Annotated in this window: 20 protein-coding genes, 1 tRNA gene and 1 riboswitch; of the genes, 14 read left to right on the top strand and 7 right to left on the bottom strand. The window is 44.5% G+C overall.

Going from position 1 to position 23,268, the window contains the following annotated elements:
* The 5 genes from rsxC to R7E38_RS14480 form a co-directional block, all read right to left on the bottom strand.
* On the bottom strand, nt 1-2,052 hold a 2,052-nt coding region (gene rsxC / locus R7E38_RS14500; protein ID WP_226083898.1), incomplete at its 3' end, for an electron transport complex subunit RsxC.
* 8 nt (nt 2,053-2,060) lie between these two features.
* Nucleotides 2,061-2,657: an electron transport complex subunit RsxB gene (gene rsxB, locus R7E38_RS14495; RefSeq protein ID WP_005380760.1), complete on the bottom strand. Its 597-nt coding sequence runs from the start codon at nt 2,655-2,657 to the stop codon at nt 2,061-2,063.
* A 3-nt stretch (nt 2,658-2,660) separates the two neighbouring features.
* Nucleotides 2,661-3,239 carry an electron transport complex subunit RsxA gene (gene rsxA, locus R7E38_RS14490; RefSeq protein WP_005380762.1) on the bottom strand — a complete coding sequence of 193 codons (579 nt, stop codon included), beginning with the start codon at nt 3,237-3,239 and terminating at the stop codon, nt 2,661-2,663.
* A gap of 305 nt (nt 3,240-3,544) precedes the next feature.
* Nucleotides 3,545-5,842 carry a formate C-acetyltransferase gene (gene pflB, locus R7E38_RS14485; protein ID WP_318081849.1) on the bottom strand — a complete coding sequence of 766 codons (2,298 nt, stop codon included), beginning with the start codon at nt 5,840-5,842 and terminating at the stop codon, nt 3,545-3,547.
* Nucleotides 5,843-6,193: 351 nt separating this feature from the next.
* Nucleotides 6,194-6,269, bottom strand: a tRNA-Asn gene (locus tag R7E38_RS14480).
* Nucleotides 6,270-6,828: 559 nt separating this feature from the next.
* Here R7E38_RS14480 and uvrB point away from each other — a divergent pair.
* The 3 genes from uvrB (at nt 6,829) to luxU (ending at nt 10,899) form a co-directional block, all read left to right on the top strand.
* Entirely contained in the window at nt 6,829-8,859 is a 2,031-nt protein-coding gene (gene uvrB, locus R7E38_RS14475) for an excinuclease ABC subunit UvrB (RefSeq protein ID WP_226083899.1), read from the top strand.
* Between the two features lie 292 nt (nt 8,860-9,151).
* Entirely contained in the window at nt 9,152-10,558 is a 1,407-nt protein-coding gene (gene luxO / locus R7E38_RS14470) for a quorum-sensing sigma-54 dependent transcriptional regulator LuxO (protein WP_005380768.1), read from the top strand.
* Entirely contained in the window at nt 10,555-10,899 is a 345-nt protein-coding gene (luxU, locus tag R7E38_RS14465; RefSeq protein WP_005380770.1) for a quorum-sensing phosphorelay protein LuxU, read from the top strand. The genes luxO and luxU overlap by 4 nt, the downstream gene beginning before the upstream one ends.
* A gap of 137 nt (nt 10,900-11,036) precedes the next feature.
* Here luxU and R7E38_RS14460 read toward each other — a convergent pair whose 3' ends face one another.
* Entirely contained in the window at nt 11,037-11,933 is an 897-nt protein-coding gene (locus R7E38_RS14460) for a YvcK family protein (protein ID WP_025767209.1), read from the bottom strand.
* Nucleotides 11,934-12,108: 175 nt separating this feature from the next.
* Nucleotides 12,109-12,243, top strand: a riboswitch (molybdenum cofactor riboswitch).
* Here R7E38_RS14460 and moaA point away from each other — a divergent pair.
* From moaA to R7E38_RS14405, 11 genes are all read left to right on the top strand, one after another.
* On the top strand, nt 12,232-13,221 hold the full coding sequence (moaA, locus tag R7E38_RS14455) for a GTP 3',8-cyclase MoaA (protein ID WP_226083900.1): 990 nt from the start codon (nt 12,232-12,234) through the stop codon (nt 13,219-13,221). It overlaps the preceding riboswitch by 12 nt.
* 101 nt (nt 13,222-13,322) lie before the next feature.
* Nucleotides 13,323-13,835 (top strand): molybdenum cofactor biosynthesis protein B, encoded by a 513-nt coding sequence (moaB, locus tag R7E38_RS14450; protein WP_226083901.1) that lies wholly within the window; start codon nt 13,323-13,325, stop codon nt 13,833-13,835.
* A 26-nt stretch (nt 13,836-13,861) separates the two neighbouring features.
* A complete protein-coding gene (gene moaC, locus R7E38_RS14445) occupies nt 13,862-14,341 on the top strand; it encodes a cyclic pyranopterin monophosphate synthase MoaC (protein ID WP_226083902.1) in 480 nt (159 codons plus the stop codon).
* Complete coding sequence (moaD, locus tag R7E38_RS14440) at nt 14,338-14,595, top strand: molybdopterin synthase sulfur carrier subunit (protein WP_017636051.1); 258 nt, start codon at nt 14,338-14,340, stop codon at nt 14,593-14,595. Before moaC ends, moaD begins: the two co-directional genes overlap by 4 nt.
* 1 nt (nt 14,596) lies before the next feature.
* A complete protein-coding gene (moaE, locus tag R7E38_RS14435) occupies nt 14,597-15,052 on the top strand; it encodes a molybdopterin synthase catalytic subunit MoaE (RefSeq protein ID WP_005380781.1) in 456 nt (151 codons plus the stop codon).
* A 531-nt stretch (nt 15,053-15,583) separates the two neighbouring features.
* Nucleotides 15,584-17,260 carry an ABC transporter substrate-binding protein gene (locus R7E38_RS14430; protein WP_017633862.1) on the top strand — a complete coding sequence of 559 codons (1,677 nt, stop codon included), beginning with the start codon at nt 15,584-15,586 and terminating at the stop codon, nt 17,258-17,260.
* A 128-nt stretch (nt 17,261-17,388) separates the two neighbouring features.
* A complete protein-coding gene (oppB, locus tag R7E38_RS14425; RefSeq protein ID WP_005380786.1) occupies nt 17,389-18,309 on the top strand; it encodes an oligopeptide ABC transporter permease OppB in 921 nt (306 codons plus the stop codon).
* Between the two features lie 15 nt (nt 18,310-18,324).
* Nucleotides 18,325-19,227, top strand: coding sequence for an oligopeptide ABC transporter permease OppC (gene oppC, locus R7E38_RS14420; protein ID WP_017633861.1), 903 nt, complete (start codon nt 18,325-18,327; stop codon nt 19,225-19,227).
* Between the two features lie 27 nt (nt 19,228-19,254).
* On the top strand, nt 19,255-20,226 hold the full coding sequence (locus tag R7E38_RS14415; RefSeq protein WP_005380792.1) for an ABC transporter ATP-binding protein: 972 nt from the start codon (nt 19,255-19,257) through the stop codon (nt 20,224-20,226).
* The gene (gene oppF / locus R7E38_RS14410; RefSeq protein WP_005387265.1) at nt 20,205-21,218 is read left to right on the top strand and encodes a murein tripeptide/oligopeptide ABC transporter ATP binding protein OppF; all 1,014 of its coding nucleotides are present in this window, start codon (nt 20,205-20,207) and stop codon (nt 21,216-21,218) included. Before R7E38_RS14415 ends, oppF begins: the two co-directional genes overlap by 22 nt.
* A 167-nt stretch (nt 21,219-21,385) precedes the next feature.
* Nucleotides 21,386-22,333 (top strand): glutathione S-transferase family protein, encoded by a 948-nt coding sequence (locus tag R7E38_RS14405; protein ID WP_042523110.1) that lies wholly within the window; start codon nt 21,386-21,388, stop codon nt 22,331-22,333.
* Nucleotides 22,334-22,446: 113 nt separating this feature from the next.
* Here the strand turns inward: R7E38_RS14405 and R7E38_RS14400 are convergent, their stop codons facing one another.
* A complete protein-coding gene (locus R7E38_RS14400; protein WP_005380804.1) occupies nt 22,447-22,869 on the bottom strand; it encodes a hypothetical protein in 423 nt (140 codons plus the stop codon).
* Nucleotides 22,870-23,268 lie beyond the last annotated feature (399 nt).

Here is a 23,268-nt window from a genome sequence, read left to right as displayed (position 1 = left end):
TTCCGCTTCAGTTGAGTCTGCTTGCTTCGCTTTTCGTGCTTTGGCACGTGCAATCGCAGCAGCCACGGCGGCTTTTTTCGGATCGTCGGTTTGCTCAGTAGGTGCTTCAGCTTCTTCCGCTTCAGTTGAGTCTGCTTGCTTCGCTTTACGTGCTTTGGCACGTGCAATGGCAGCAGCAACCGCGGCTTTCTTCGGATCGCTGTCTTGCTGTGCAGACGTTTCCGATTCTACAGATTCAGTTGAATCTTCTTGTTGTGCTTTTTTCGCTTTAGCTCGGGCGATGGCGGCCGCAACTGCCGATTTTTTATCATCAGCGTTATTGTCTGGCGTTTCGCCTTGTTCTTTTTGCGCTTTACGTTCGCGAGCAAGACGTTTGCGTTCTTCGCGCAGTTTTGCCATTTCTGAGTTATCAGGTTCACTAGAGCCTGCTTTAGCTGCTGCAGCTTGTTTCGCCTTCGCTTTGGCAATGGCTGCCGCTACGGCGGGTTTTACTGCTGGCTCTGCTTTTTCTGTGGTTTCTGTCTTTTGAGCTTTCACTCGTGCGATCGCTGCTGCTATCGCATCATCGCTACCAGAAGACTTCATCTCTTTTCGGCGTTGATCGGCAGCTTTCTTGAAGCGATTTTCACGTTCTGCTTTTTCGCGTTCCATACGCGCTTTTTTCTCTTCAAAACGCAGTTTTGCTCGCTCTGCAGCTTCCGCTTCTTGTGTTCTAGTTCTAATTTCTGCTTTCGCTTGGCGGTAGTACTGTACGAGCGGAATTTCACTTGGACATACAAACGCACAAGCGCCGCACTCGATACAATCCTTTAAGTTTAATTCTTCGAGTTTGTCATACTCTTCAGCTTTTGCATGCCATTGCAGTTGTTGAGGCAGCAGCGAAGCAGGGCACGCTTCTGCACATTGGCTACAGCGAATACATTCCATCTCATACTGGTGCGGAGAGATCTCACGACGAGTCGGAGCAAGGATACAGTTTGCTGTCTTGGTAATCGGCACTTGGGAGTGAGGAAGGGTAAAGCCCATCATTGGCCCACCCATAATTAAACGCTGTAACTTCTTATCTGCTTTATAGCCAAACTCATCCAACAGTGCTTGTACTGGTGTCCCTAACAATGCCCAAACGTTGCGTGGTTGTTTGAAGGTTTTACCAGTGAGAGTCACGATGCGCTTTATCATCGGTTCACCGTCGATGACTGCGCGTTTTATAGCGTAAAGAGAACCAACATTCTGAACCAAAATACCAATATCGGCTGGAATCGCGCCACTTGGTACTTCTTTATTGGTTAAAATTTTGATCAGCTGTTTTTCACCGCCAGAAGGGTATTTAGTCGGGATAACGCGAATAACGATATCTTTGTTTATAGCCGCAGCTTCTAGCGCTTTGATTGCTTCTGGCTTGTTGTCTTCAATGCCAATAATCGTGAGCTTTGGTGTCAGGATATGTTCGACAATTTCGATACCTTGAATAAGCTCTTCGGCATGTTCTTGCATGAGCTTGTCATCAGACGTGATGTATGGCTCGCACTCTGCTGCATTAACGATAAGAATCTCGGTACGAGCAAAACCTGATTGGATTTTTTTTGCAGTAGGGAAGCCTGCGCCACCCATACCAGAAATACCAGCGAGACGAATAATATCAATCAGTGCGTCAGGGGTTTCTTGTTGGTAATCTGCGACGGGGTTTCTTTCACACCATGCATCTTTCCAATCAGGCGTGATGACTGCGCACAACTCACTTAACCCAGAAGGGTGCGCGACAGTTCGTGGCTCAATCGCGGTGAGCGTACCTGATGTTGGAGCATGCACTGGAACCGTAAAGCCGGTCTCCGATTGCGTTAATGGCTGACCTTTTAATACGTAGTCACCTTCGGCAACCAGTAGGTTACCCGCTTTACCAATGTGCTGTTTTAGCGGCAATACAATTTCTGACGGGATAGCCGCATGAGCGAGTTCAGTTTTGTTGGACTGCTTTTTATTTTCTGCCGGATGCACACCACCTGGGAAATCCCAAAGCGCGCCTGTACGAATTTGTTCAATCAAAGACAACATGTGAAACCTTACTTAATTGAATCTTTCACGTTCGCTGCATTGTCGGCAGCATCCGTAATGTTAAGTACCGGAATGGAGTGAAGTTGCCACTTCCAGCTTTCTGTGGTCGTTGCCACAGGAATCATTTCAATACAATCAGTCGGACATGGGGCAACACACAAGTCACAGCCCGTACATTCATCTTTGATTACGGTATGGACCGCCTTTGTTCCGCCTACAATTGCATCCACCGGACACGCCTGAATACACTTAGTGCAGCCAATACACATGTCTTCATGAATAAACGCAACGGTTGGAATTTTGCTGTCGAGATCGTGCGCAGATTCTTCTGGCTCAACACCCATTAAGTCGGCGAGCTTTTCGATTGTTGCCTGACCACCAGGGGGACATTTGTTTATGTGGTCGCCATTTGCAATTGCTTCAGCATAAGGGCGGCAACCAGGGTAGCCACATTGACCGCATTGAGTTTGCGGTAAAATGGCGTCGATTTGATCCACAATAGGGTCCGCTTCAACTTTAAAGCGAATAGAAGCAAAACCAAGTATCGCGCCGAAAATCGCAGCCAGAACCGCTAACGCGATAATCGCAATTAAAATCGTACTCATCGCTTACTTCACCAAACCTGTAAAGCCCATAAAGGCGAGTGACATTAAACCTGCTGTAATCATTGCTATTGATGCACCTTTAAAAGGTACAGGAACGTCGGCGGCGGCTATGCGCTCTCGCATGGATGCAAAAAGTATCAACACCAATGAGAAACCAACAGCGGCGCCGAAGCCGTAGATGATCGATTCAATAAAGTTATGGTTTTCATTAATGTTAAGAAGTGCCACGCCCAATACTGCGCAGTTTGTTGTGATCAGCGGTAAGAAAATGCCAAGCAAGCGATAAAGCGTCGGGCTGGTTTTGTGCACAACCATTTCGGTGAACTGCACCACAACGGCTATCACCAAAATAAAACTCATGGTTCGAAGGTACTCAATACCTAGTGGACGAAGGATGTAGCTTTCCACTAAATACGCACACACTGACGCGAGCGTTAGCACAAAAGTTGTCGCTAAGCCCATACCTATTGCTGTTTCCAGTTTTTTGGACACACCCATGAAAGGACATAGGCCCAAAAACTTCACCAGTACAAAGTTGTTCACCAGCACAGTGCCGACCAACAACAAAACATATTCGGTCATAGTTATTACGTTCTTAAAATCCGATCTTGATATTATCGTGTTTTGTGACACCAATAACAACCAGTGAACGATGTGGTTTTACATACACGATGGAAAAATAGTCGTCTATTTGATCTATTTTGATGAATCAATAAGAAATTGAATCGTTTGCTGAATGTATTGTTAGCGAGAGGATACTACCTATTAATTTTCATCTAATGTGTGATTTTAAAAAAAGCCCGCCTCTCCCAGGTAGAAAAGAGAGGCGGGCAATGTATATTTACAAGCTAATTATTTAAACTTTCTGAGTGCTTGATGGACTGTGTTTATATCTTACTCGTGAAAGTACGAGTGATGACGTCTTGCTGTTGCTCTGTCGTTAGAGAGTTAAAACGTACCGCATAACCAGACACTCGAATCGTCAACTGAGGGTATTTCTCTGGATGTTCAACCGCATCCAATAACATCTCTCGGTCTAGAACGTTGACGTTAAGGTGTTGACCACCTTCAATCGCAATGCCCTCGTTGCTTGCTTCGTGATGGAAGTAACCATCCATTAGCGCAGCTAGGTTCTTCTTCTGACTCAAGTCATCTTTACCCAATGCGCTCGGCACAATTGAGAAAGTGTAAGAAATACCATCTTTAGCGTAAGCAAACGGTAATTTAGAAACCGATGCCAGAGACGCAACCGCCCCTTTTTCATCACGACCGTGCATTGGGTTTGCACCCGGTCCAAAAGGCATACCTGCGCGACGGCCATCAGGTGTATTACCCGTTTTTTTACCGTAAACCACGTTAGATGTGATTGTTAAAATCGATTGAGTTGGCACTGCTTCGCGGTAGGTGTGCATCTTCTGAATTTTCTTCATGAAGCGCTCAACTAGATCACAAGCGATGTCATCAACACGGGCATCGTTGTTACCAAATTTTGGATAATCACCTTCGATTTTAAAATCAACGGCGATGCCATCTTCATCACGAACGGGTTTCACGGTTGCGTATTTAATTGCTGCTAAAGAGTCTGCAACAACAGACAGACCTGCAATACCACACGCCATCGTGCGGTGCACGTCGCGATCCATCAATGCCATCAGTGACGCTTCGTAGCTGTAACGGTCATGTGAGTAATGGATGATGTTCAACGCTGTGACGTATTGCGTTGCTAACCATTCCAACATGTTGTCGAAACGAGGCATCAAAGCGTCAAAGTCGAGAATTTCATCTTGAACTTTGTCCACTATCGGACCCACTTGCGCTTTCGATTTTTCATCGATACCACCATTGATGGTGTAAAGCAGCGCTTTTGCAAGGTTGGCACGTGCACCAAAGAATTGCATGTGCTGACCAACAATTTGCGGGCTCACACAACATGCAATCGCGTAGTCGTCATTGTTGAAATCAGGACGCATTAGATCGTCGTTTTCGTATTGAACCGAAGAGGTATCAATCGACACTTTTGCAGCGTATTGCTTGAACGCTTCAGGTAATTGCTCTGACCAAAGAATCGTCATGTTTGGCTCAGGAGCAGGGCCCATAGTATGTAGTGTATGTAAGTACCGGAATGTCGTTTTAGATACTAGCGTACGGCCATCAACGCCCATACCAGCCATGGCTTCGGTTGCCCAGATTGGGTCGCCAGAGAACAATGAATCGTATTCTGGTGTGCGTAGGAAGCGAACCATGCGTAGCTTCATGATGAAGTGGTCAATCATTTCTTGCGCTTGTGACTCATCAATCAAACCGTTTGCGATATCGCGTTCTAGATAGACGTCTAGGAAAGTCGAAGTACGGCCCAGTGACATTGCTGCGCCGTTTTGCGATTTAACCGCCGCTAGGTAGCCAAAGTAGGTAAATTGGATCGCTTCTTGTGCTGTTTTTGCAGGTAGCGACATATCAATGCCGTATTTCAGACCCATTTGACGAATGTCTTCAAGTGCTTGAACTTGATCGGCTATTTCTTCGCGAAGACGAAGTGTTTTCTCAAGATCGTTGCCTTGTTCTAAGAACGTTTGTGTTGAATTGTATTGTTCTTTTTTGTCTGCTTTTAAGAAGTCGATACCGTATAGGGCGAGACGGCGATAGTCACCAATGATACGACCACGGCCATAGGCATCAGGAAGACCCGTAATGATGCCGGATTTACGACACGCTAGGATTTCTTTGGTGTAAAGGTCGAAACACGCTTTGTTGTGAGTTTTACGGTATTCAGTGAAGATTTTTTCAACCGTTGGATCCAGCTCGCGGCCATAAACTTCGCAAGAGTTTTTGACCATGCGAATCCCGCCATTGGCGATGATTGCACGTTTTAGCGGTTGATCAGTTTGTAAGCCAACGATCTTTTCCAGATCTTTGTTGATGTAGCCTGCATCGTGGGAAGTGATTGTTGAGGGCAAGTCTGTGTCAAAATCAATAGGGGCGTGTGTGCGGCTTTCTTGTTTTATGCCTTCAAGCACTTGGTTCCATAATGCTGAAGTGGATTTGCTAACCTCGGCTAAGAAAGACTCGTCTCCCTCATAGGGTGTATAGTTTTTTTGGATGAAGTCACGAGTGTTGACAGAGTTTTGCCATTCACCAGCAGTAAATCCAGCCCATGCATCTAGCATGTCAGTTGTCGGAATAGTCATAAGTAAATCCCTAAGTTATTGATAATTAGAATGGAGGCGACGAGTAGGACGGAACCATTCTTAACCCTTTTAATCGTATGGATTTATTTGGTATGAGTAAAATGAATGCTTTTCATTTTTTCAATGATTAAATTGCATTAATAATAGATTCAATTGGTTATGATTGTTTTTTGCTAGAAAAGAGACAGAATTAAATGTGTGGTGCTGTGAGAACACTATCTATGACAATGTTATGAGTTCTGTAATTTGAACTTATTTCGGTGTGATTTTATGACGCCTAGATTGGCTTAGATTTCATGGCGATTAAGATACAAAAAAAGCCGTGTCTTGCGACACGGCTTTTCTATAATCTGGCTCCTCCTGCTGGGCTCGAACCAGCGACCTGCGGATTAACAGTCCGTCGCTCTACCAACTGAGCTAAGGAGGAATTGCTTTGCTTGAAAGCGGGAAGAATCTTACCGAGCACTCAAACTACTGTCAACAGTAAAAAAATACATTTTTAGCAAAAAATATTGAGTTAAGGGCTTTACTTTTCTGTATGGCTTGCCAGTAAAGGCTCGAGGTTAGTTATCCACTAAATTTGTGGATAAGTATGTTGATGAGATCTGGGTAAAGAAAATTGATATGCAACTAAGTTTTTATTTAATGAATTTTTAGTCGGAGTTATGCGTAAAATAAGCAAATAAAACAGAGATTTATCGATCTTAATCAAAAGGTATTCAAAGTGGATAAAAATCAATCTTTTGGGGATAAGAAAGTTTTAAGCTAATTTTTGGGGAAAAGTTGTGGAAATTATAATGTGAAGAATGTGTGTAGCTCTTCAACTAGGGCGAAGTACTATATCAGAGTCACTTTTGTATGGCTATAGCATTCTAGACAAACAAGAAAATTTATTAACAATGATGGTTAAATTCTCGATAGACGTAGATTTCATTAGCTAAGGTGTATATATATACAGCCAAAGCGCAGTAAAATTGAGGAAGGGTATGAGTAAAGTCTATGAATTGGTCTCCGATTATCAGCCGTCGGGCGATCAACCAGGAGCGATCAATCAGTTGCTTGAGGGGCTCGATGCTGGGCTAGCACATCAAACATTGTTGGGGGTCACAGGCTCAGGTAAAACCTTCACACTAGCGAATGTGATTGCTCAAGCCCAACGACCTGCAATATTACTTGCGCCAAACAAAACGCTTGCTGCTCAGTTATATGGTGAGATGAAGTCATTCTTTCCTAATAATGCGGTTGAGTATTTTGTTTCTTACTATGATTACTACCAACCTGAAGCATATGTTCCCACAACAGATACTTTCATTGAAAAGGACGCTTCGGTTAACGCCCACATTGAGCAAATGCGACTGTCTGCCACTAAAGCTTTATTGGAACGGAAAGACGCTATTATCGTTGCTTCGGTTTCAGCTATCTATGGTTTGGGTGATCCGGAATCCTACTTACAAATGATGCTTCATTTGCGACGTGGAGATGTGATTGATCAGCGTGATATGCTTCGTCGCCTAGCGGAGCTCCAATACTCACGCAATGATGTTGCTTTTGAGCGTGGCCAATTCCGTGTTCGAGGTGAAGTGATTGACATCTTCCCAGCCGAATCAGACCAAGACGCTGTGCGCGTTGAGATGTTTGACGATGAGGTGGATTGCATCAGTGTGTTCGACCCATTGACAGGCGTGGTCAAACAACGAGACTTGCCGCGCTATACCATCTATCCCAAGACGCACTATGTCACGCCAAGAGATCGCATTCTTAAAGCGATTGAAAATATTAAAGTCGAACTAGAAGTGCGCAAAAAGCAGCTTCTAGATAACAACAAGCTACTGGAAGAGCAGCGAATTAGCCAGCGCACTCAATTCGATATCGAAATGATGAATGAGTTGGGCTTTTGCTCCGGTATCGAAAACTATTCTCGTTATCTCAGTGGACGCTCGGAAGGTGAGCCGCCACCAACCCTGTTTGACTACTTACCTCATGATGGCTTGTTGATCATCGATGAATCTCACGTGACAGTACCGCAGATAGGTGCCATGTATAAAGGTGACCGTTCGCGTAAAGAAACGCTGGTGGAGTTTGGTTTCCGGTTACCTTCAGCTTTGGATAATCGTCCACTGAAGTTTGAGGAGTTTGAAGCACTAGCGCCACAAACGATTTTCGTCTCTGCTACTCCTGGAAATTACGAACTAGAAAAATCGGCGGGTGATGTAGCGGATCAAGTCGTTCGTCCTACAGGCTTGCTTGACCCTGAGTTGGAAGTTCGCCCAGTAGCGACCCAAGTCGACGACCTATTGTCTGAGATCCGTATTCGCGCTGCTAAAGATGAGCGAGTTCTGGTTACAACACTGACCAAACGAATGGCTGAAGATCTCACCGAATACCTTCACGAACATGATGTTAAGGTACGTTATTTACACTCAGACATTGATACTGTTGAGCGTGTGGAAATTATCCGTGACCTTCGCCTTGGAGAATTTGACGTGCTGGTGGGAATCAACTTATTGAGAGAGGGCCTGGATATGCCAGAGGTCTCGTTAGTTGCAATTTTGGATGCGGATAAAGAGGGCTTCTTGCGGTCTGAACGCTCACTCATTCAGACCATTGGTCGTGCTGCACGAAACATCGAAGGTAAGGCGATTTTATACGCTGACCGAATCACCAACTCAATGAAAAAGGCGATGGATGAAACTAACCGTCGTCGCGAGAAGCAGGAAGCGTACAACGAAGAAATGGGTATTTCGCCACAAGCGCTCAAACGAAATATCAAAGACATCATGGAACTTGGCGATATCACTAAGTCTAAACGCCAGCGTAACACTAAACAGGTACCATTATCGAAAGTGGCGGAGCCTTCGCAAACTTACGAGGCACTGTCCCCTCAGCAGCTAGAAAAAGAAATCAGTCGACTGGAGGCGGCGATGTATCAGCATGCGCAAGATTTAGAATTTGAGTTAGCGGCACAAAAGCGTGATGAGATTGAAAAACTACGAGCGCAGTTCATCGCAAATAGTTGAACAAACTTACCGATTTAGCTATCTAAGCATTTTAGGTCGCTTGTAAAAAAAAAGAAGCCAATAGGCAGTCGGGTCTATTGGCTTGTTTTGTGAACATATCGTTCACTAACAACGTCAGTTGGCTAGGTGACCCGAGGGGTCACTATCGTTACAGCATGGTTTGTGCCACTTTTTAAATAATTGATATTATTTTTGAATTTTTTCCTTTGCCCATAATTTAGCTAATGTTATTTGCAAAATGCAAAGCGTAATGCGATTATTGTTTAAAACACAACAAAATAATAGCTAGGTTATGCAACAAAAACCCGAAGGCCCAAAGTCTCGTTACCTTTTAATGGTCGAGGACACCGCATCTGTTGCGGCTCTGTACCGCTCATACCTGACACCGCTTGGCATAGATATCAATATTGTCGGCACAGGTAGGGATGCGATTGAGAGCCTAAATCATCGAATTCCAGATCTTATTTTACTCGATCTCCGTCTGCCAGATATGACGGGGATGGACGTTTTACATGCCGTTAAAAAGAGTCATCCCGACGTACCTATAATCTTTATGACCGCTCACGGTTCTATCGATACCGCTGTCGAGGCCATGCGTCATGGCTCACAAGACTTTTTAATCAAACCGTGTGAAGCAGACCGTTTACGTGTCACGGTTAACAATGCCATTCGTAAAGCGACCAAGCTAAAAAATGAAGCCGATAATCCAGGTAATCAGAGCTATCAGGGGTTTATCGGCAGTAGCCAAACCATGCAGCAGGTTTACCGTACGATAGATTCAGCGGCGAGCAGTAAAGCGAGTATTTTTATCACAGGTGAAAGTGGTACTGGTAAAGAGGTATGTGCCGAGGCTATTCACGCAGCAAGTAAACGTGGTGACAAACCTTTTATTGCAATTAACTGTGCTGCAATTCCAAAAGATTTGATTGAGAGTGAACTGTTTGGTCACGTAAAAGGGGCCTTTACTGGCGCTGCGAATGATCGTCAAGGGGCAGCTGAGTTAGCGGATGGCGGCACACTTTTTCTAGATGAGCTTTGTGAGATGGACTTGGATTTACAAACCAAGTTGCTACGATTTATTCAAACGGGCACATTCCAAAAAGTGGGTTCCTCAAAAATGAAGAGCGTGGATGTGCGCTTTGTTTGTGCCACTAACCGTGATCCCTGGAAAGAGGTACAAGAAGGCCGATTCCGTGAAGATTTGTACTATCGTTTGTATGTCATTCCTTTGCATTTACCGCCTTTACGCGAACGAGGCGAAGATGTTATTGAAATTGCATACTCACTGCTAGGTTACATGTCACACGAAGAAGGAAAAAGCTTCATACGTTTTGCGCCTGATGTCATCGAGCGATTCAACAGCTATGAGTGGCCGGGTAACGTTCGTCAGTTACAAAACGTGCTACGCAATATCGTTGTTCTAAACAACGGTAAAGAGATTACGTTGGACATGTTACCGCCACCGTTGAATCAACCGCTTGACCGTCCGTCGTCTGTGGCTAAATTAATTGAGCCGAAAGCGATGACCGCATCTGAGATTATGCCATTATGGATGACGGAAAAAATGGCAATCGAGCAAGCGATTGAAGCATGTGATGGCAATATTCCTCGAGCGGCGGGATACCTTGATGTCAGTCCGTCGACGATTTACCGCAAGTTACAGGCATGGAACGGCAAGGAAGAGCGGCAAAAAGTATGAGTGTAAATGTATTAAATCAGCAAAAAATAGATGAACTGTCGATGGAAATTGGCAGTGACAACGTACCTGTACTGTTCGATATCTTCCTAGGAGAAATGGATACCTATATCGAGAACTTATCCCAACTACAGGGGGCAGAGCGATTAGCTTACTCAAAAGAAATCAGCCACGCGCTGAAAAGTAGTGCTGCGAGCTTTGGGGCAGATCGCCTTTGTGAACTGGCGATGTCCATAGACAAAAAAGCGAAAGCCGGTGAGTTAACTGCTGAGTCTGAGGTGTTAGAGGTTATGTTCGATCTTTTGCACGAAACTCGAGATGCTTATCGCTCTTGGCGACAGTAGCTATTTATTCCTATTAACCATTTTTCTTAGTAAACATCTGTTCTTACTGGATGCCTGAACTAAAACCCTTCGATGACAGAAGGGTTTTCATTATCAATAAACAACTTAAAAGAGGGCGCTAGTCAGGTAACGTGCTCTTAAATAGAAAGTTGTAGCTGACTTTCAATCGCTAGTTTGAGCTTGTTTCTATCGTGACGCCAGTCTCGGTTAGAGGAGGCAAGTGACTCCGTCACTACATTCCATTGACTTAAGACGTCTTGCTCGGTTTTCTCTGCTAGAACCACGTCTATTTTTCTTCCTTGACAGGCACGTTCACACCATTCTAATTTTTGAGCCATCGTCATTCGTCCCGCTGGGCCGTATTCTGGACTCAGGTTAGCAACAAAAATGACTTTTGCTTTTGTGTTTGCTGCAATCGCTTTGCCGAGTTCAGGCAGCAATAAAGGAGGCATGATACTAGTTAAAAAACTGCCAGGGCCAAGAATAATCGCGTCCGCTTCCGCCAAAGCTGTGATGGCTTCTTTGGTAGCAGGCACTTCTGGTGAAAGATCCAAACGTCGCAAGTCTGCTTTCATTTCGTCGACATTTGTTTCTCCCGTAACCCACTTCCCATCTACGGATAACGCGGAAAGATCCGAAGGGTGTTCGGACATAGGAAGGATGTTAACGTCGACTTTTAACATATTGCGAATCAGATTAATGGCATCTAAAGGTCTGACCGATAAGTTATCGAGTGCAGTAAGCATCAAATTACCAAGATTATGACCATCAAGTTCGCCAGTGCCTTTGAAGCGATATTCAAACATCATAGAACTGATCGAAGGCTCTGTAATGAGCTGATTAATACAGTTACGTGTGTCTCCCCAAGCGATTCCTCCTTGGCAGTGACGAATTCTTCCTGTTGAACCACCATTGTCAGTCGTGGCAACAATCCCAGTTGCATTGCTGCCAAAATCTCGTAATGCGGCCAGCATTCGACCTAAGCCATGACCACCGCCAACAGCGACCACTTTTTTATCTGTGTAGATATTCATTATGTTCTTCTAATAATCTAATAAAAAACGGCTACAATTTATCTTAAGGAGTGTCTTAAAGGTACTCACTTAGCGGTAAATTGTGTCTCTAGAGAGTTTTTTATCACTCAAGTCTGGATTCCATTACAAATATTAAGTATTTTACACCGCAAAGCTATCAGAGATTTCATATCTCTGGTTGCCATAACTCCGAGCTCACTATTGCTAAGTCCTTGGATAGGCGTTTTGAGCCAGTGGCATACTGTCACAAGGGCATGATTGGAAATGGCCATGCCTCCCGTGTTTGGAAAGGTGTTCCGTGGCGCAACAATTCGAAGACAAATTTCATCGTAAGTTTTATTACTTGCGTCTGTCTGTGACCGACGTATGTAATTTCAAATGTACCTATTGCCTTCCTGATGGCTATAAGCCTTCGGGCAATAAAAACTCGTCTTTTTTATCTCTCCCTGAAATCAAACGGGTCGTAAAAGCATTCGCTGATTGTGGCACGTCAAAAGTGCGCATCACTGGTGGTGAGCCTAGCTTACGCAAAGATTTTACCGACATTATCCATTCAGTAGCGGCGACGCCTGGCATTCAAAAAGTTGCAACGACAACCAATGGCTACCGCATGGCAAAACAAGTCGCAGACTGGCGTGAAGCGGGTTTAACCCACATTAATGTCAGTGTGGATAGCCTTGACCCGCGTATGTTTCATCAAATCACAGGTGAAAATAAGTTTACTGAAGTCATGAATGGTATCGAACGTGCGTTCGAGGTCGGTTATGAGCAAGTAAAAGTTAATGTGGTGTTGATGAAAGATCTGAACCATCACGAGCTGCCAGCGTTTCTTGACTGGATAAAAGATCGTCCAATCCAACTGCGTTTCATTGAGTTGATGCAAACGGGTGAGATGGATGAGCTATTTAATAAGCACCATGTATCCGGAGTGGCAATTCGTAACCAGCTAATTGCAAATGGTTGGTTGTTGAAAGTGCGCTCGCATAATGATGGTCCTGCGCAAGTATTTGTTCATCCTGATTACAAGGGTGAAATAGGTCTTATCATGCCTTATGAAAAAGACTTTTGTGAAAGCTGCAACCGACTGCGCGTTTCTGCGATGGGTAAGCTGCACCTATGTCTGTTTGGAGACCACGGTGTAGAATTGCGTGATCTTTTGGAACGTGATGAGCAAGAGAGTGAGCTTATTGAACGTATCCAGGCGCAGTTACAAACCAAGTCGGTAAGCCATTTCTTGCATGATGGCAATACTGGTATGACGCCACACCTCGCGTCTATCGGCGGCTAACTTCATTCAATTTTTAGAGCGAGCTCACTGATAAGCTGGCTCTAACTTTTTCCGAATCGATACCAAGCGTATCAAAGCTAATTAAGAGAATAGGTGAACAAATGGGTCACGCTGAAAGCAAATTCCAACCTGCAAATATTGCCGTTCTAACGGTATCTGACACTCGTACTGAAGAAAACGATACCTCTGGTCGTTACCTAGCTGAGCATGCTCAAGAAGCGGGTCACAACGTAGTAGACAAGCAAATTGTTATTGATGACATGTACAAGATCCGCGCGATTGTTTCTCAATGGATTGCTGATGAAAGCGTACAAGCGATCATGATTACTGGCGGTACAGGTTTCACCTCACGTGATAGCACGCCAGAAGCACTTAAGCCTCTATTTGATAAAGAAGTTGAAGGTTTTGGTGAGTTGTTCCGTATGGTGTCGTACGAAGAGATCGGTACGTCTACGATTCAGTCTCGTGCGATTGCTGGTTTTGCTAACCACACCGTGATCTTCGCAATGCCAGGTTCAACTGGTGCGTGTCGCACAGGCTGGACAAAAATTATTAAACAGCAGCTGGATGCAACTCATCGCCCTTGTAACTTCATGCCACACCTATCTGTATAACCTTTCCTAAAAGCGAAGGAAAAACAATGACCCAATTTACACATATCAATGCTTCTGGCGAAGCAAACATGGTTGACGTGTCAGCAAAAACGGAGACGGTTCGTGAAGCTCGTGCTGAAGCATTTGTTCACATGGCCCCAGAAACACTTCAACTGATTGTCTCTGGCCAGCACCACAAAGGTGATGTATTTGCGACGGCTCGTATTGCTGGTATTCAAGCTGCGAAGAAAACCTGGGATTTGATTCCACTTTGTCATCCGCTACTACTTTCTAAAGTTGAAGTTCAACTGGAAGCTATCGAAGCAGAAAACAAAGTTCGCATCGAATCAGTATGTAAACTTGCGGGTAAAACTGGTGTGGAAATGGAAGCGCTCACGGCAGCTTCCGTTGCTGCTCTAACGATTTACGATATGTGTAAAGCAGTACAAAAAGACATCGTCATTGGTCAAGTTCGTCTATTAGAGAAAACGGGTGGTAAATCTGGTCACTTTAAGGTGGAATCATGATTAAAGTACTTTTCTTTGCTCAAACTCGAGAGCTGATTGGCATCGACAGTGTCGAGTTAGACGGGCCGTTTGAAACGGTTGAATCAATTCGTGCACATCTAGTGGAAGAAGGCACTGAGAAAGATGGCAAGTGGGATTTAGCGCTCGAGCCAGGAAAGCTACTTGCTGCAGTGAACCAATCCATCGTCCCTCTGGATACACAAGTAAAAGCAGGTGACGAAGTTGCGTTTTTCCCGCCGGTAACTGGGGGTTAAGATGGATTCTCGTGTTTCTGTACAAATTGAAGACTTTTCGGTTGAGCAAGAATATCAACGTCTATCTGAAGGGACGGCTGCCGGCGCTGTCGTTACATTCGTTGGTAAAGTTCGAGATATGAACCTTGGGGATAATGTCATTGGTTTACATCTAGAGCACTATCCGGGGATGACAGAGAAGAGCTTGAGCGACATTTGCGATCAAGCTGAGTCTCGCTGGCCACTATTAGGTGTACGCGTGATTCATCGTGTCGGAGACATGGATAGCGGTGATCAAATTGTATTTGTGGGCGTTTCCAGTGCGCACCGCGGCGCGGCATTTGATGCGTGCGAGTTCATCATGGATTATCTGAAAACCCAAGCACCATTTTGGAAAAAAGAGCGTACGACGAATGAAGATCGTTGGATTGAGTCGCGCGACACCGATCATCAAGCTGCACAGCGTTGGGAAAAATAGAACTAACCCGCATTCTAGTGAAAAAAGCTAAGTGCTAATGGTACTTAGCTTTTTTTGTATTTATCTTCATTGTATTGCTCACTTTGTTTCAATATTTCCTATCTTTTGTCTGGTGATATTCTTCACAATAAAAGTTTTTTGCCCAATATATAAACAATTATTTGTTAGACTTGATTTGTCATAAATGTTAAATGATGTGTAAATATCTAGCATAAGATGCTAGTAAATGGTTTAAACTCAGATTAATCGAAAGTTTCGCCTGTTAAATGTCGCTTCTGGTCTTTATTTGGCTGGTGAATGCTTTGGGGTTAGAGTTTACTGCTAGATATGTGTGGTTTAGTCAGCATTATTGGTTTTTTTGCTACATTTTTATGGCAAATTACTTCAATGATTGCTAATGTGTGCCGCAGTCTTTGTAAGGTTTTAGACTTTTGTGCTCAGAAAGTGCACTAAAAAAATCTAAAACTCTGACCGTTCCAGGCCCTTACAAAGAAGTCATGGATGCTAACGAAAAAATTTGGAGTTTTACGCATGTATAAGAATAAAATCACGCGCGCTTTATTTATTGGTGCTGGTCTTTCTCTCGCTCTAGCTGGTTGTGGTGAAAAGCCTGCGGAGAAACAAGCTGCTGAGCCTGCTCCGGCTCCAGCCCCTGAAGCTAAATCTGATTCTAAAGAGCCAAAACTTGCTGCTGTTCAAGAATTGGTGCGTGGTAACGGTACAGAAGTTGCGACAATAGACCCTCATAAATCTCAAGGTGTTCCAGAATCCCACGTGATTCGCGATCTTCTTGAAGGCCTTGTAAACCAAGATGCGGACGGTAACACTATCCCTGGTGTTGCAGAATCTTGGGAAACTGAAGACAACAAAACATACACTTTCCACTTACGTGAAGACGCAAAATGGTCAAACGGTGATCCTGTCACTGCAGGTGATTTCGTTTACAGCTTCCAACGTGCAGTCGATCCAGCAACCGCCTCTCCATATGCTTGGTACATGGAATACACCAAGATGAAGAACGCAAAAGACATTGTTGCGGGTAAAAAAGATAAGAGCGAGTTAGGTGTTAAAGCGGTTGACGATCACACGTTAGTGGTTGAGTTAGATACTGCAGTACCATATTTTGTAATGATGATGGGCCACACGACAGTGAAACCTGTTCATCAAGCAACTGTTGAAAAGTTCGGCGATCAATGGACGAAGCCAGAGAACTTTGTAGGTAACGGTGCTTATGTTGTTGACAACTGGGTTGTAAACGAGCGTTTGGTTCTAAAACGTAACGAACAGTACTGGGACAACGAAAACACGACGCTTGACCAAGTTACTTTCCTACCAATCGAGAACCAAGTAGCGGAAATGAACCGCTTCCTAGCGGGTGAAATCGACTTCACGAACGAGCTGCCTACAGAGCACTTCAAGCGTCTGAAGAAAGAGCACCCACAAGAAGTGTCTGTAACCGGTAACTTATGTACTTACTACTACATCTTCAATACGAAGAAAAAGCCGTTTGATGATGTTCGTGTGCGTAAAGCGATTTCTTATGCGATTGACCGTAACATTGTGACCGATGCGATTTTAGGTCAAGGTCAAAAGCCAGCTTACTTCCTAACACCTGAAATTACGGCAGGTTTCAACCCAGAAATTCCTGCATACGGCAAAATGACGCAAGAAGAGCGTAACGCAGAAGCTGCGCGTCTATTGGAAGAAGCGGGTTACGGCGCAGACAACCCTCTTGAATTTAACCTTCTATACAATACATCAGAGAACCACAAGAAACTTGCGGTTGCACTGGGTTCAATGTGGAAGAAGACACTTGGTCTAGACGTTACGCTAGAAAACCAAGAGTGGAAAACTTATCTATCTACCAAAGATTCTGGCAACTTTGAGGTTGCTCGTGCAGGTTGGTGTGGCGACTACAACGAAGCTTCATCTTTCCTAACGCTGATGATGAGTAATAACACTACTGGTGGTATTCACTACGACAGCAAAGAGTACGATGCGATCATGAACAAAGCATTTGCTTCAACTTCTGACGAAGAGCGCCAAGCACTTTACCTAGAAGCAGAGAAGTTGATGGCAAAAGATATGCCAATCGCACCTATCTACCAGTACGTGAAATCACGTCTACTATCACCGAAAGTTGGTGGCTTCCCAGTAAATAACGCGGAAGACAAGATTTACTCTAAAGATCTCTACATCACAGAGTAATTCGTAACTCGATAGAACTATAAAAATGAGGCCCTACATGTGAGAAATTGCATGTAGCGCCTATCTTTAGTCCAAAAGAATTGGACGACTTCTTTAATTTAACTGTCACAGACTGAAAGAGTGAGTTTATGCTTAAATTCATCGCAAAAAGGATATTTGAGGCGATCCCAACAATGTTGGTTTTGATCACCGTATCTTTCTTTCTTATGCGCTTTGCACCGGGAAACCCTTTCTCGACAGAGCGTCCATTGCCACCCGAAGTAATGGCAAACATCGAAGCTAAATATGGCTTGGATAAACCTGTATTTGAACAATACACCACGTATTTGACCAATGTTATCCAAGGTGATTTCGGACCGTCATTTAAATACCTTGATTACTCAGTAAACGAGCTGATCGCGGTTGCCTTACCTGTTTCGGCTAAAGTGGGCTTCATCGCTTTTATCTTTACTTTGATAATGGGGGTTACCGTCGGTACCATTGCTGCGCTCAAGCAAAATACTTGGATTGATTACACCATTATGTCGACTGCGATGCTTGGTGTCGTAATGCCATCCTTTGTATTAGCGCCTGCGCTTATCTACATATTCTCGCTTCATTGGAATATCTTCCCTGCGGGCGGTTGGCAAGATGGTAGCTGGCAGTATTTAGTGCTTCCTGTTATTGGTATGTCGCTACTGTATGTTGCTACCTTTGCTCGTATCACGCGTGGTTCGATGATCGAAACCCTAAACAGTAACTTTATTCGTACGGCACGTGCTAAAGGTCTAAGTTACCGTTATATCATTATCAAACACGCTCTTAAGCCGGCACTTCTCCCTGTTGTTTCTTACATGGGCCCAGCTTTCGTAGGTATCATCACCGGTTCCGTTGTTATCGAAACCATTTTTGGTCTGCCTGGTATTGGTAAACTATTCGTTAACGCTGCGTTTAACCGTGACTACTCGCTAGTAATGGGGGTAACCATTCTGATTGGTTTCCTATTCATTCTATTCAACGCGATTGTAGATATTTTACTTGCAATGATTGACCCGAAAATTCGCTACTAACAGGGACGTTTGGTTATGTTAACGAAAAAAGAAAACCTAGAAGCGATTGAGAAATTCTCCGAAAACTTGGAGATTGAAGGTCGCAGTCTTTGGCAAGATGCTCGTATCCGTTTCATGCGCAACAAAGCGGCGATGGTGAGCTTATTCCTTCTTGTTCTAATGACCTTGGCGGTTATTATCCTGCCAATGATCGCACCGTACACATTTGATGATACTGACTGGTACGCGATGCACGTTGCACCGAATGCTGACCATTGGTTTGGTACTGACAGCTTAGGCCGTGATTTATACGTGCGTACGCTAATTGGAGGTCGTATTTCGTTGATGGTAGGTGTTATGGGTGCATTTGTAGCGGTACTGATTGGTACGCTCTACGGCGCAGCATCTGGTTTCATCGGCGGTAAAGTTGACCGCGTAATGATGCGTATTCTAGAAATTTTATACGCGGTACCGTTTATGTTCCTGGTGATTGTACTGGTAACATTCTTCGGTCGTAACATCATGCTGATCTTCGTTGCGATTGGTGCTATCGCATGGCTAGATATGGCGCGTATCGTACGTGGTCAGACTCTTAGTCTACGTAGCAAGGAGTTTATCGAAGCGGCACATGTGTGTGGTGTAAGCAACTGGAAAATCATTACTCGTCATATCGTACCGAACGTACTGGGTATTGTAGCGGTATACTCTACGCTGCTTATCCCAAGTATGATTCTAACGGAATCATTCCTATCATTCCTTGGTCTTGGTGTTCAGGAACCAATGACAAGTTGGGGCGCTCTTCTACAAGAAGGTGCACAGACAATGGAAGTAGCAATCTGGCAGCTGGCATTCCCAGCAGTGTTCATGGTTGTGACGCTATTCTGCTTCAACTACGTTGGTGACGGCCTGCGCGATGCGCTGGATCCAAAAGACAGATAATTAAAAGATAAGATTAAGGAAGCAATGATGAGCTTATTAGATGTCAAAGATCTGCGCGTCGAATTCACCACGCAAGATGGTATCGTAACCGCAGTAAACGATTTGAACTTCTCTCTCAACCAAGGCGAAACCTTAGGTATCGTTGGAGAGTCGGGATCAGGTAAATCTCAAACCGTATTCGCAATCATGGGCCTTTTGGCTAAGAACGGTATTATTTCTGGTAGCGCAAAGTTTGAAGGCAAAGAAATCCTAAACTTACCAGAAAAAGAACTGAACAAAGTGCGTGCGGAACAGATCGCAATGATCTTCCAAGACCCAATGACATCACTGAACCCTTACATGAAAGTGAGTGATCAGTTGATGGAAGTGCTTATGCTGCACAAAGGCATGGGCAAAGCGGAAGCATTTGAAGAATCAGTACGCATGCTGGAAGCGGTAAAAATCCCTGAAGCGCGTAAGCGTATCACGATGTACCCGCATGAGTTTTCAGGCGGTATGCGTCAGCGTGTAATGATCGCGATGGCGTTGTTATGTCGTCCTAAACTGCTTATTGCCGATGAGCCAACAACAGCACTTGATGTGACGGTACAAGCACAGATCATGGACTTGTTGAATGAGCTGAAATCTGAGTTCAACACAGCGATCATCATGATCACGCACGACCTTGGTGTGGTTGCAGGTTCGTGTGACAAGGTGCTGGTGATGTATGCAGGCCGTACTATGGAGTACGGCAACGTAAACGAAATTTTCTACAATCCAAGCCATCCTTATGCGGAGGGGCTGCTGAAGGCGATTCCTCGCCTCGATACTGAGGGTGAAATTCTGCCGACCATTCCTGGTAATCCACCAAACTTGCTTCGTCTACCGCCGGGCTGCCCTTATCAAGAGCGCTGTCACCGTGTGATGGATCGTTGTAAGCGCGAGGCGCCAATTCTGACACCATTTGGTGATGGTCGTCAGCGTGCATGTTTTTCTGAATGGGAGGCTTGGAACAAATGAACGCAGTAGACAAAAAACTAATTCTGGACATTTCTGAGCTGAAAGTTCACTTCAGCATTGCCTCAAAGTCGGCATGGCCGTGGTCAAAGCCTTCGAGCCTGAAAGCGGTAGATGGCGTGAACGTTCGACTATACGAAGGGGAAACGCTTGGTGTAGTAGGTGAATCAGGTTGTGGTAAATCGACGTTTGCTCGTGCCATCATTGGTCTGGTTGAAGCTACTGACGGCCAAGTAGTTTGGTTGGGTCAAGACCTTACTAAAATGAAAAGCGTTCAGCGCCGTGAGACGCGTAAAGAAATTCAGATGATTTTCCAAGACCCATTGGCATCGCTGAATCCGCGTATGACTGTTGGTGATATCATTGCTGAACCTCTTGAGACATTCTATCCAGAACTGTCTAAGCAGGAAGTGAAAGATCGCGTTAAAGAGATGATGGCGAAAGTTGGCCTATTACCTAACGTGATTAACCGTTACCCACACGAGTTCTCGGGTGGTCAGTGTCAGCGTATCGGGATAGCGCGTGCGCTTATCCTTAAGCCTAAGATGATCATTTGTGACGAGCCAGTATCGGCGCTTGATGTATCTATTCAAGCTCAGGTGGTTAACCTACTTAAAGAGATTCAAAAAGAGTTAGGGCTTTCTCTGGTATTCATTGCGCATGACTTGTCTGTCGTTAAACACATTTCAGATCGCGTTTTAGTTATGTATTTAGGTAATGCCGTGGAACTTGGCGAGGCCGAGGCTCTGTTTGCTGATCCTAAGCACCCATATACGCGTGCGCTGATGTCTGCGGTTCCGATCCCGGACCCGGATATTGAGCGCAATAAGAAAATCCAAATGCTAGAGGGTGATCTTCCTTCACCTATCAACCCACCGTCGGGTTGTGTATTCCGCACTCGTTGCCCACAAGCAACCGAAGAGTGTGCGAAGACGAAGCCAACCATTTTAGGTAATGACGTTCACGCGGTATCTTGTTTACACGTTAGTGTATAAATTCAGCCTGTGACGGGCTTAAGCGCGACACCTTCATCGGGTCGCGCTTTTTTTATGTGTCTGATTTATACATTCGAATTTCTTGAACATGATGTCCTAAGTTCGATGATTCTCTGTTTGATAGGAAACGCTAATATAGACACAAACAGAACGAGAGGAGAGCAATCATGGGTAAGTTGGTTGAAGGTGTTTGGCAAGATGTCTGGTATGACACAAAATCAAATGGTGGCAAATTTGTGCGCGAAGATGCCGGATTCCGTAACTGGGTTAAAAACGACCCTGATGCGGAATTTACACCAGAGTCCGGTCGATACCATTTGTATGTCTCTCTTGCTTGTCCTTGGGCACATCGAACCCTCATTTTCCGCAAGCTGAAAGGTTTAGAACCACATATTGATGTCACGGTCGTTTGCCCTGATATGCTCAGCCAAGGTTGGCAAATGGGGCTTCCTGAACCATTGTTTGGTCACACGCGTATGTATCAAATTTACACGCAGGCCAAACCCGATTACACGGGCCGCGTAACCGTGCCTGTACTTTGGGATAAAAAGACCAATACTATTGTGTCAAACGAGTCGTCAGAGATCATTCGCATGTTCAATTCGGAATTCAATGCGTTAACAGGGAATCACGACGACTACTATCCAGAACATCTAAAACACGTTATTGATGAGTGGAACGATTTTGTTTATCCGAATGTCAACAACGGAGTGTATCGTTGTGGCTTCGCGACTACACAAGAGGCGTATGAAGAAGCGTTTGATTCTTTGTTTAATGCGTTAGATAAAATCGATGCTCACCTAGCGACGCATCGTTACTTAGCAGGGAACACAATTACTGAGGCGGATTGGCGTTTGTTTACGACTCTTATTCGTTTTGATGCGGTGTATGTGGGGCATTTCAAGTGTAACAAGCAGCGCATCGCAGACTACGAAAATATACAAGGCTACTTAAAAGAGTTGTATCAAGTTGAAGGCGTCGAAGACACGACGGATTTCTATCACATTAAACGCCACTACTACTTCAGCCACACTGGGATTAATCCGACGCAAGTTGTACCAAAAGGGCCTGATTTAGACCTAAATACTCCTCATGGAAGAGAAAGGATTGGCTAGTTTGCTGCTTCCATCGCAAATGAAAAAGTACTTAACGGTTAGCAATGCCGTTAAGTACTTTTGTGTCATCTAAATACCGGGAGTAGGAGTTTACTTTTTCATTCATCGTCACCTTACTTAGCGCGTACGATGTCCATCACTAGCTTTCCGTCCACTTTTACAGGACCGTCCTCTTTAGCGCCGAGCGTATACTCAAACACACCAGTCTTCATGCCACCTTTCTCTCCGTGGACCATTAACATCAGCATATCGCCTGATTCTACTGGTTCCATCAAAATTGCATTTACGTTTTCATTCTTTCCCATTTTTAACGGAGCGTAGCCGATAACAGGACCAGGCTTCATTGATTCGTCTGTTCGGTGGACAACCATCCACCCATTGTCATCAGCATGAGCCATTTCAGCGGTCACCGTTCCTCCGGACATATCTTGATCGACGCCTTTAATACTCGGGGCGGAAAAGCTGAATGAAGAAAAACTAATCAGAAACGCAGCTAAACCAAACTTTATCAGTGATGTATTGATGAAATCCTTCATATATATTCCTTAGCAGTCAATGAGTTTGTGCATTGCAGTAGTTTTTACGTATTTCCTAGCAAAAAAGTTTAGCTAAAACGTAAATAATGCCGATAAATTGAACAGGGACCGTGCTGCTTTGGAGCCAATGCATTTTGGGGAGTGGGTCAATCGGTGTAAGAACAAGCACGAGCAATGTCGATTAGGTATGGGGGCGATAGGGAGAAAAGCTTTGTGCACCAGTAATTATAGGTTGTGCAGTGATTGGTATAAAAAACAAATAAGTGTTCTGGCCAGCAATAGAAAAAGCCCTCGACGAATCGAGGGCTTTGTATCTATATCCTGTGCCGTCCTAAATAAGGTTGACACTTTCCACCCCCAAAATTGGAGAGTGTTATGAAATCAACAACTAAAAGAACT

Source organism: Vibrio sp. Vb2131, assembly GCF_033338535.1.
GTDB classification, from domain to species: domain Bacteria; phylum Pseudomonadota; class Gammaproteobacteria; order Enterobacterales; family Vibrionaceae; genus Vibrio; species Vibrio alginolyticus.
Note: the sequence above shows the minus strand (reverse complement) of the source record. Positions and strands in the feature narration are given on the sequence as shown.

Excerpts from the sequence above, each read along its gene's own strand:
- rsxB (WP_005380760.1), bottom strand. The coding sequence starts at position 2,657 with ATGAGTACGATTTTAATTGCGATTATCGCGTTAGCGGTTCTGGCTGCG.
- rsxA (WP_005380762.1), bottom strand. The coding sequence starts at position 3,239 with ATGACCGAATATGTTTTGTTGTTGGTCGGCACTGTGCTGGTGAACAAC.
- pflB (WP_318081849.1), bottom strand. The coding sequence starts at position 5,842 with ATGACTATTCCGACAACTGACATGCTAGATGCATGGGCTGGATTTACT.
- uvrB (WP_226083899.1), top strand. The coding sequence starts at position 6,829 with ATGAGTAAAGTCTATGAATTGGTCTCCGATTATCAGCCGTCGGGCGAT.
- luxO (WP_005380768.1), top strand. The coding sequence starts at position 9,152 with ATGCAACAAAAACCCGAAGGCCCAAAGTCTCGTTACCTTTTAATGGTC.
- luxU (WP_005380770.1), top strand. The coding sequence starts at position 10,555 with ATGAGTGTAAATGTATTAAATCAGCAAAAAATAGATGAACTGTCGATG.
- R7E38_RS14460 (WP_025767209.1), bottom strand. The coding sequence starts at position 11,933 with ATGAATATCTACACAGATAAAAAAGTGGTCGCTGTTGGCGGTGGTCAT.
- moaB (WP_226083901.1), top strand. The coding sequence starts at position 13,323 with ATGGGTCACGCTGAAAGCAAATTCCAACCTGCAAATATTGCCGTTCTA.
- moaC (WP_226083902.1), top strand. The coding sequence starts at position 13,862 with ATGACCCAATTTACACATATCAATGCTTCTGGCGAAGCAAACATGGTT.
- moaD (WP_017636051.1), top strand. The coding sequence starts at position 14,338 with ATGATTAAAGTACTTTTCTTTGCTCAAACTCGAGAGCTGATTGGCATC.
- moaE (WP_005380781.1), top strand. The coding sequence starts at position 14,597 with ATGGATTCTCGTGTTTCTGTACAAATTGAAGACTTTTCGGTTGAGCAA.
- R7E38_RS14430 (WP_017633862.1), top strand. The coding sequence starts at position 15,584 with ATGTATAAGAATAAAATCACGCGCGCTTTATTTATTGGTGCTGGTCTT.
- oppB (WP_005380786.1), top strand. The coding sequence starts at position 17,389 with ATGCTTAAATTCATCGCAAAAAGGATATTTGAGGCGATCCCAACAATG.
- oppC (WP_017633861.1), top strand. The coding sequence starts at position 18,325 with ATGTTAACGAAAAAAGAAAACCTAGAAGCGATTGAGAAATTCTCCGAA.
- R7E38_RS14415 (WP_005380792.1), top strand. The coding sequence starts at position 19,255 with ATGAGCTTATTAGATGTCAAAGATCTGCGCGTCGAATTCACCACGCAA.
- oppF (WP_005387265.1), top strand. The coding sequence starts at position 20,205 with ATGGGAGGCTTGGAACAAATGAACGCAGTAGACAAAAAACTAATTCTG.
- R7E38_RS14405 (WP_042523110.1), top strand. The coding sequence starts at position 21,386 with ATGGGTAAGTTGGTTGAAGGTGTTTGGCAAGATGTCTGGTATGACACA.
- R7E38_RS14400 (WP_005380804.1), bottom strand. The coding sequence starts at position 22,869 with ATGAAGGATTTCATCAATACATCACTGATAAAGTTTGGTTTAGCTGCG.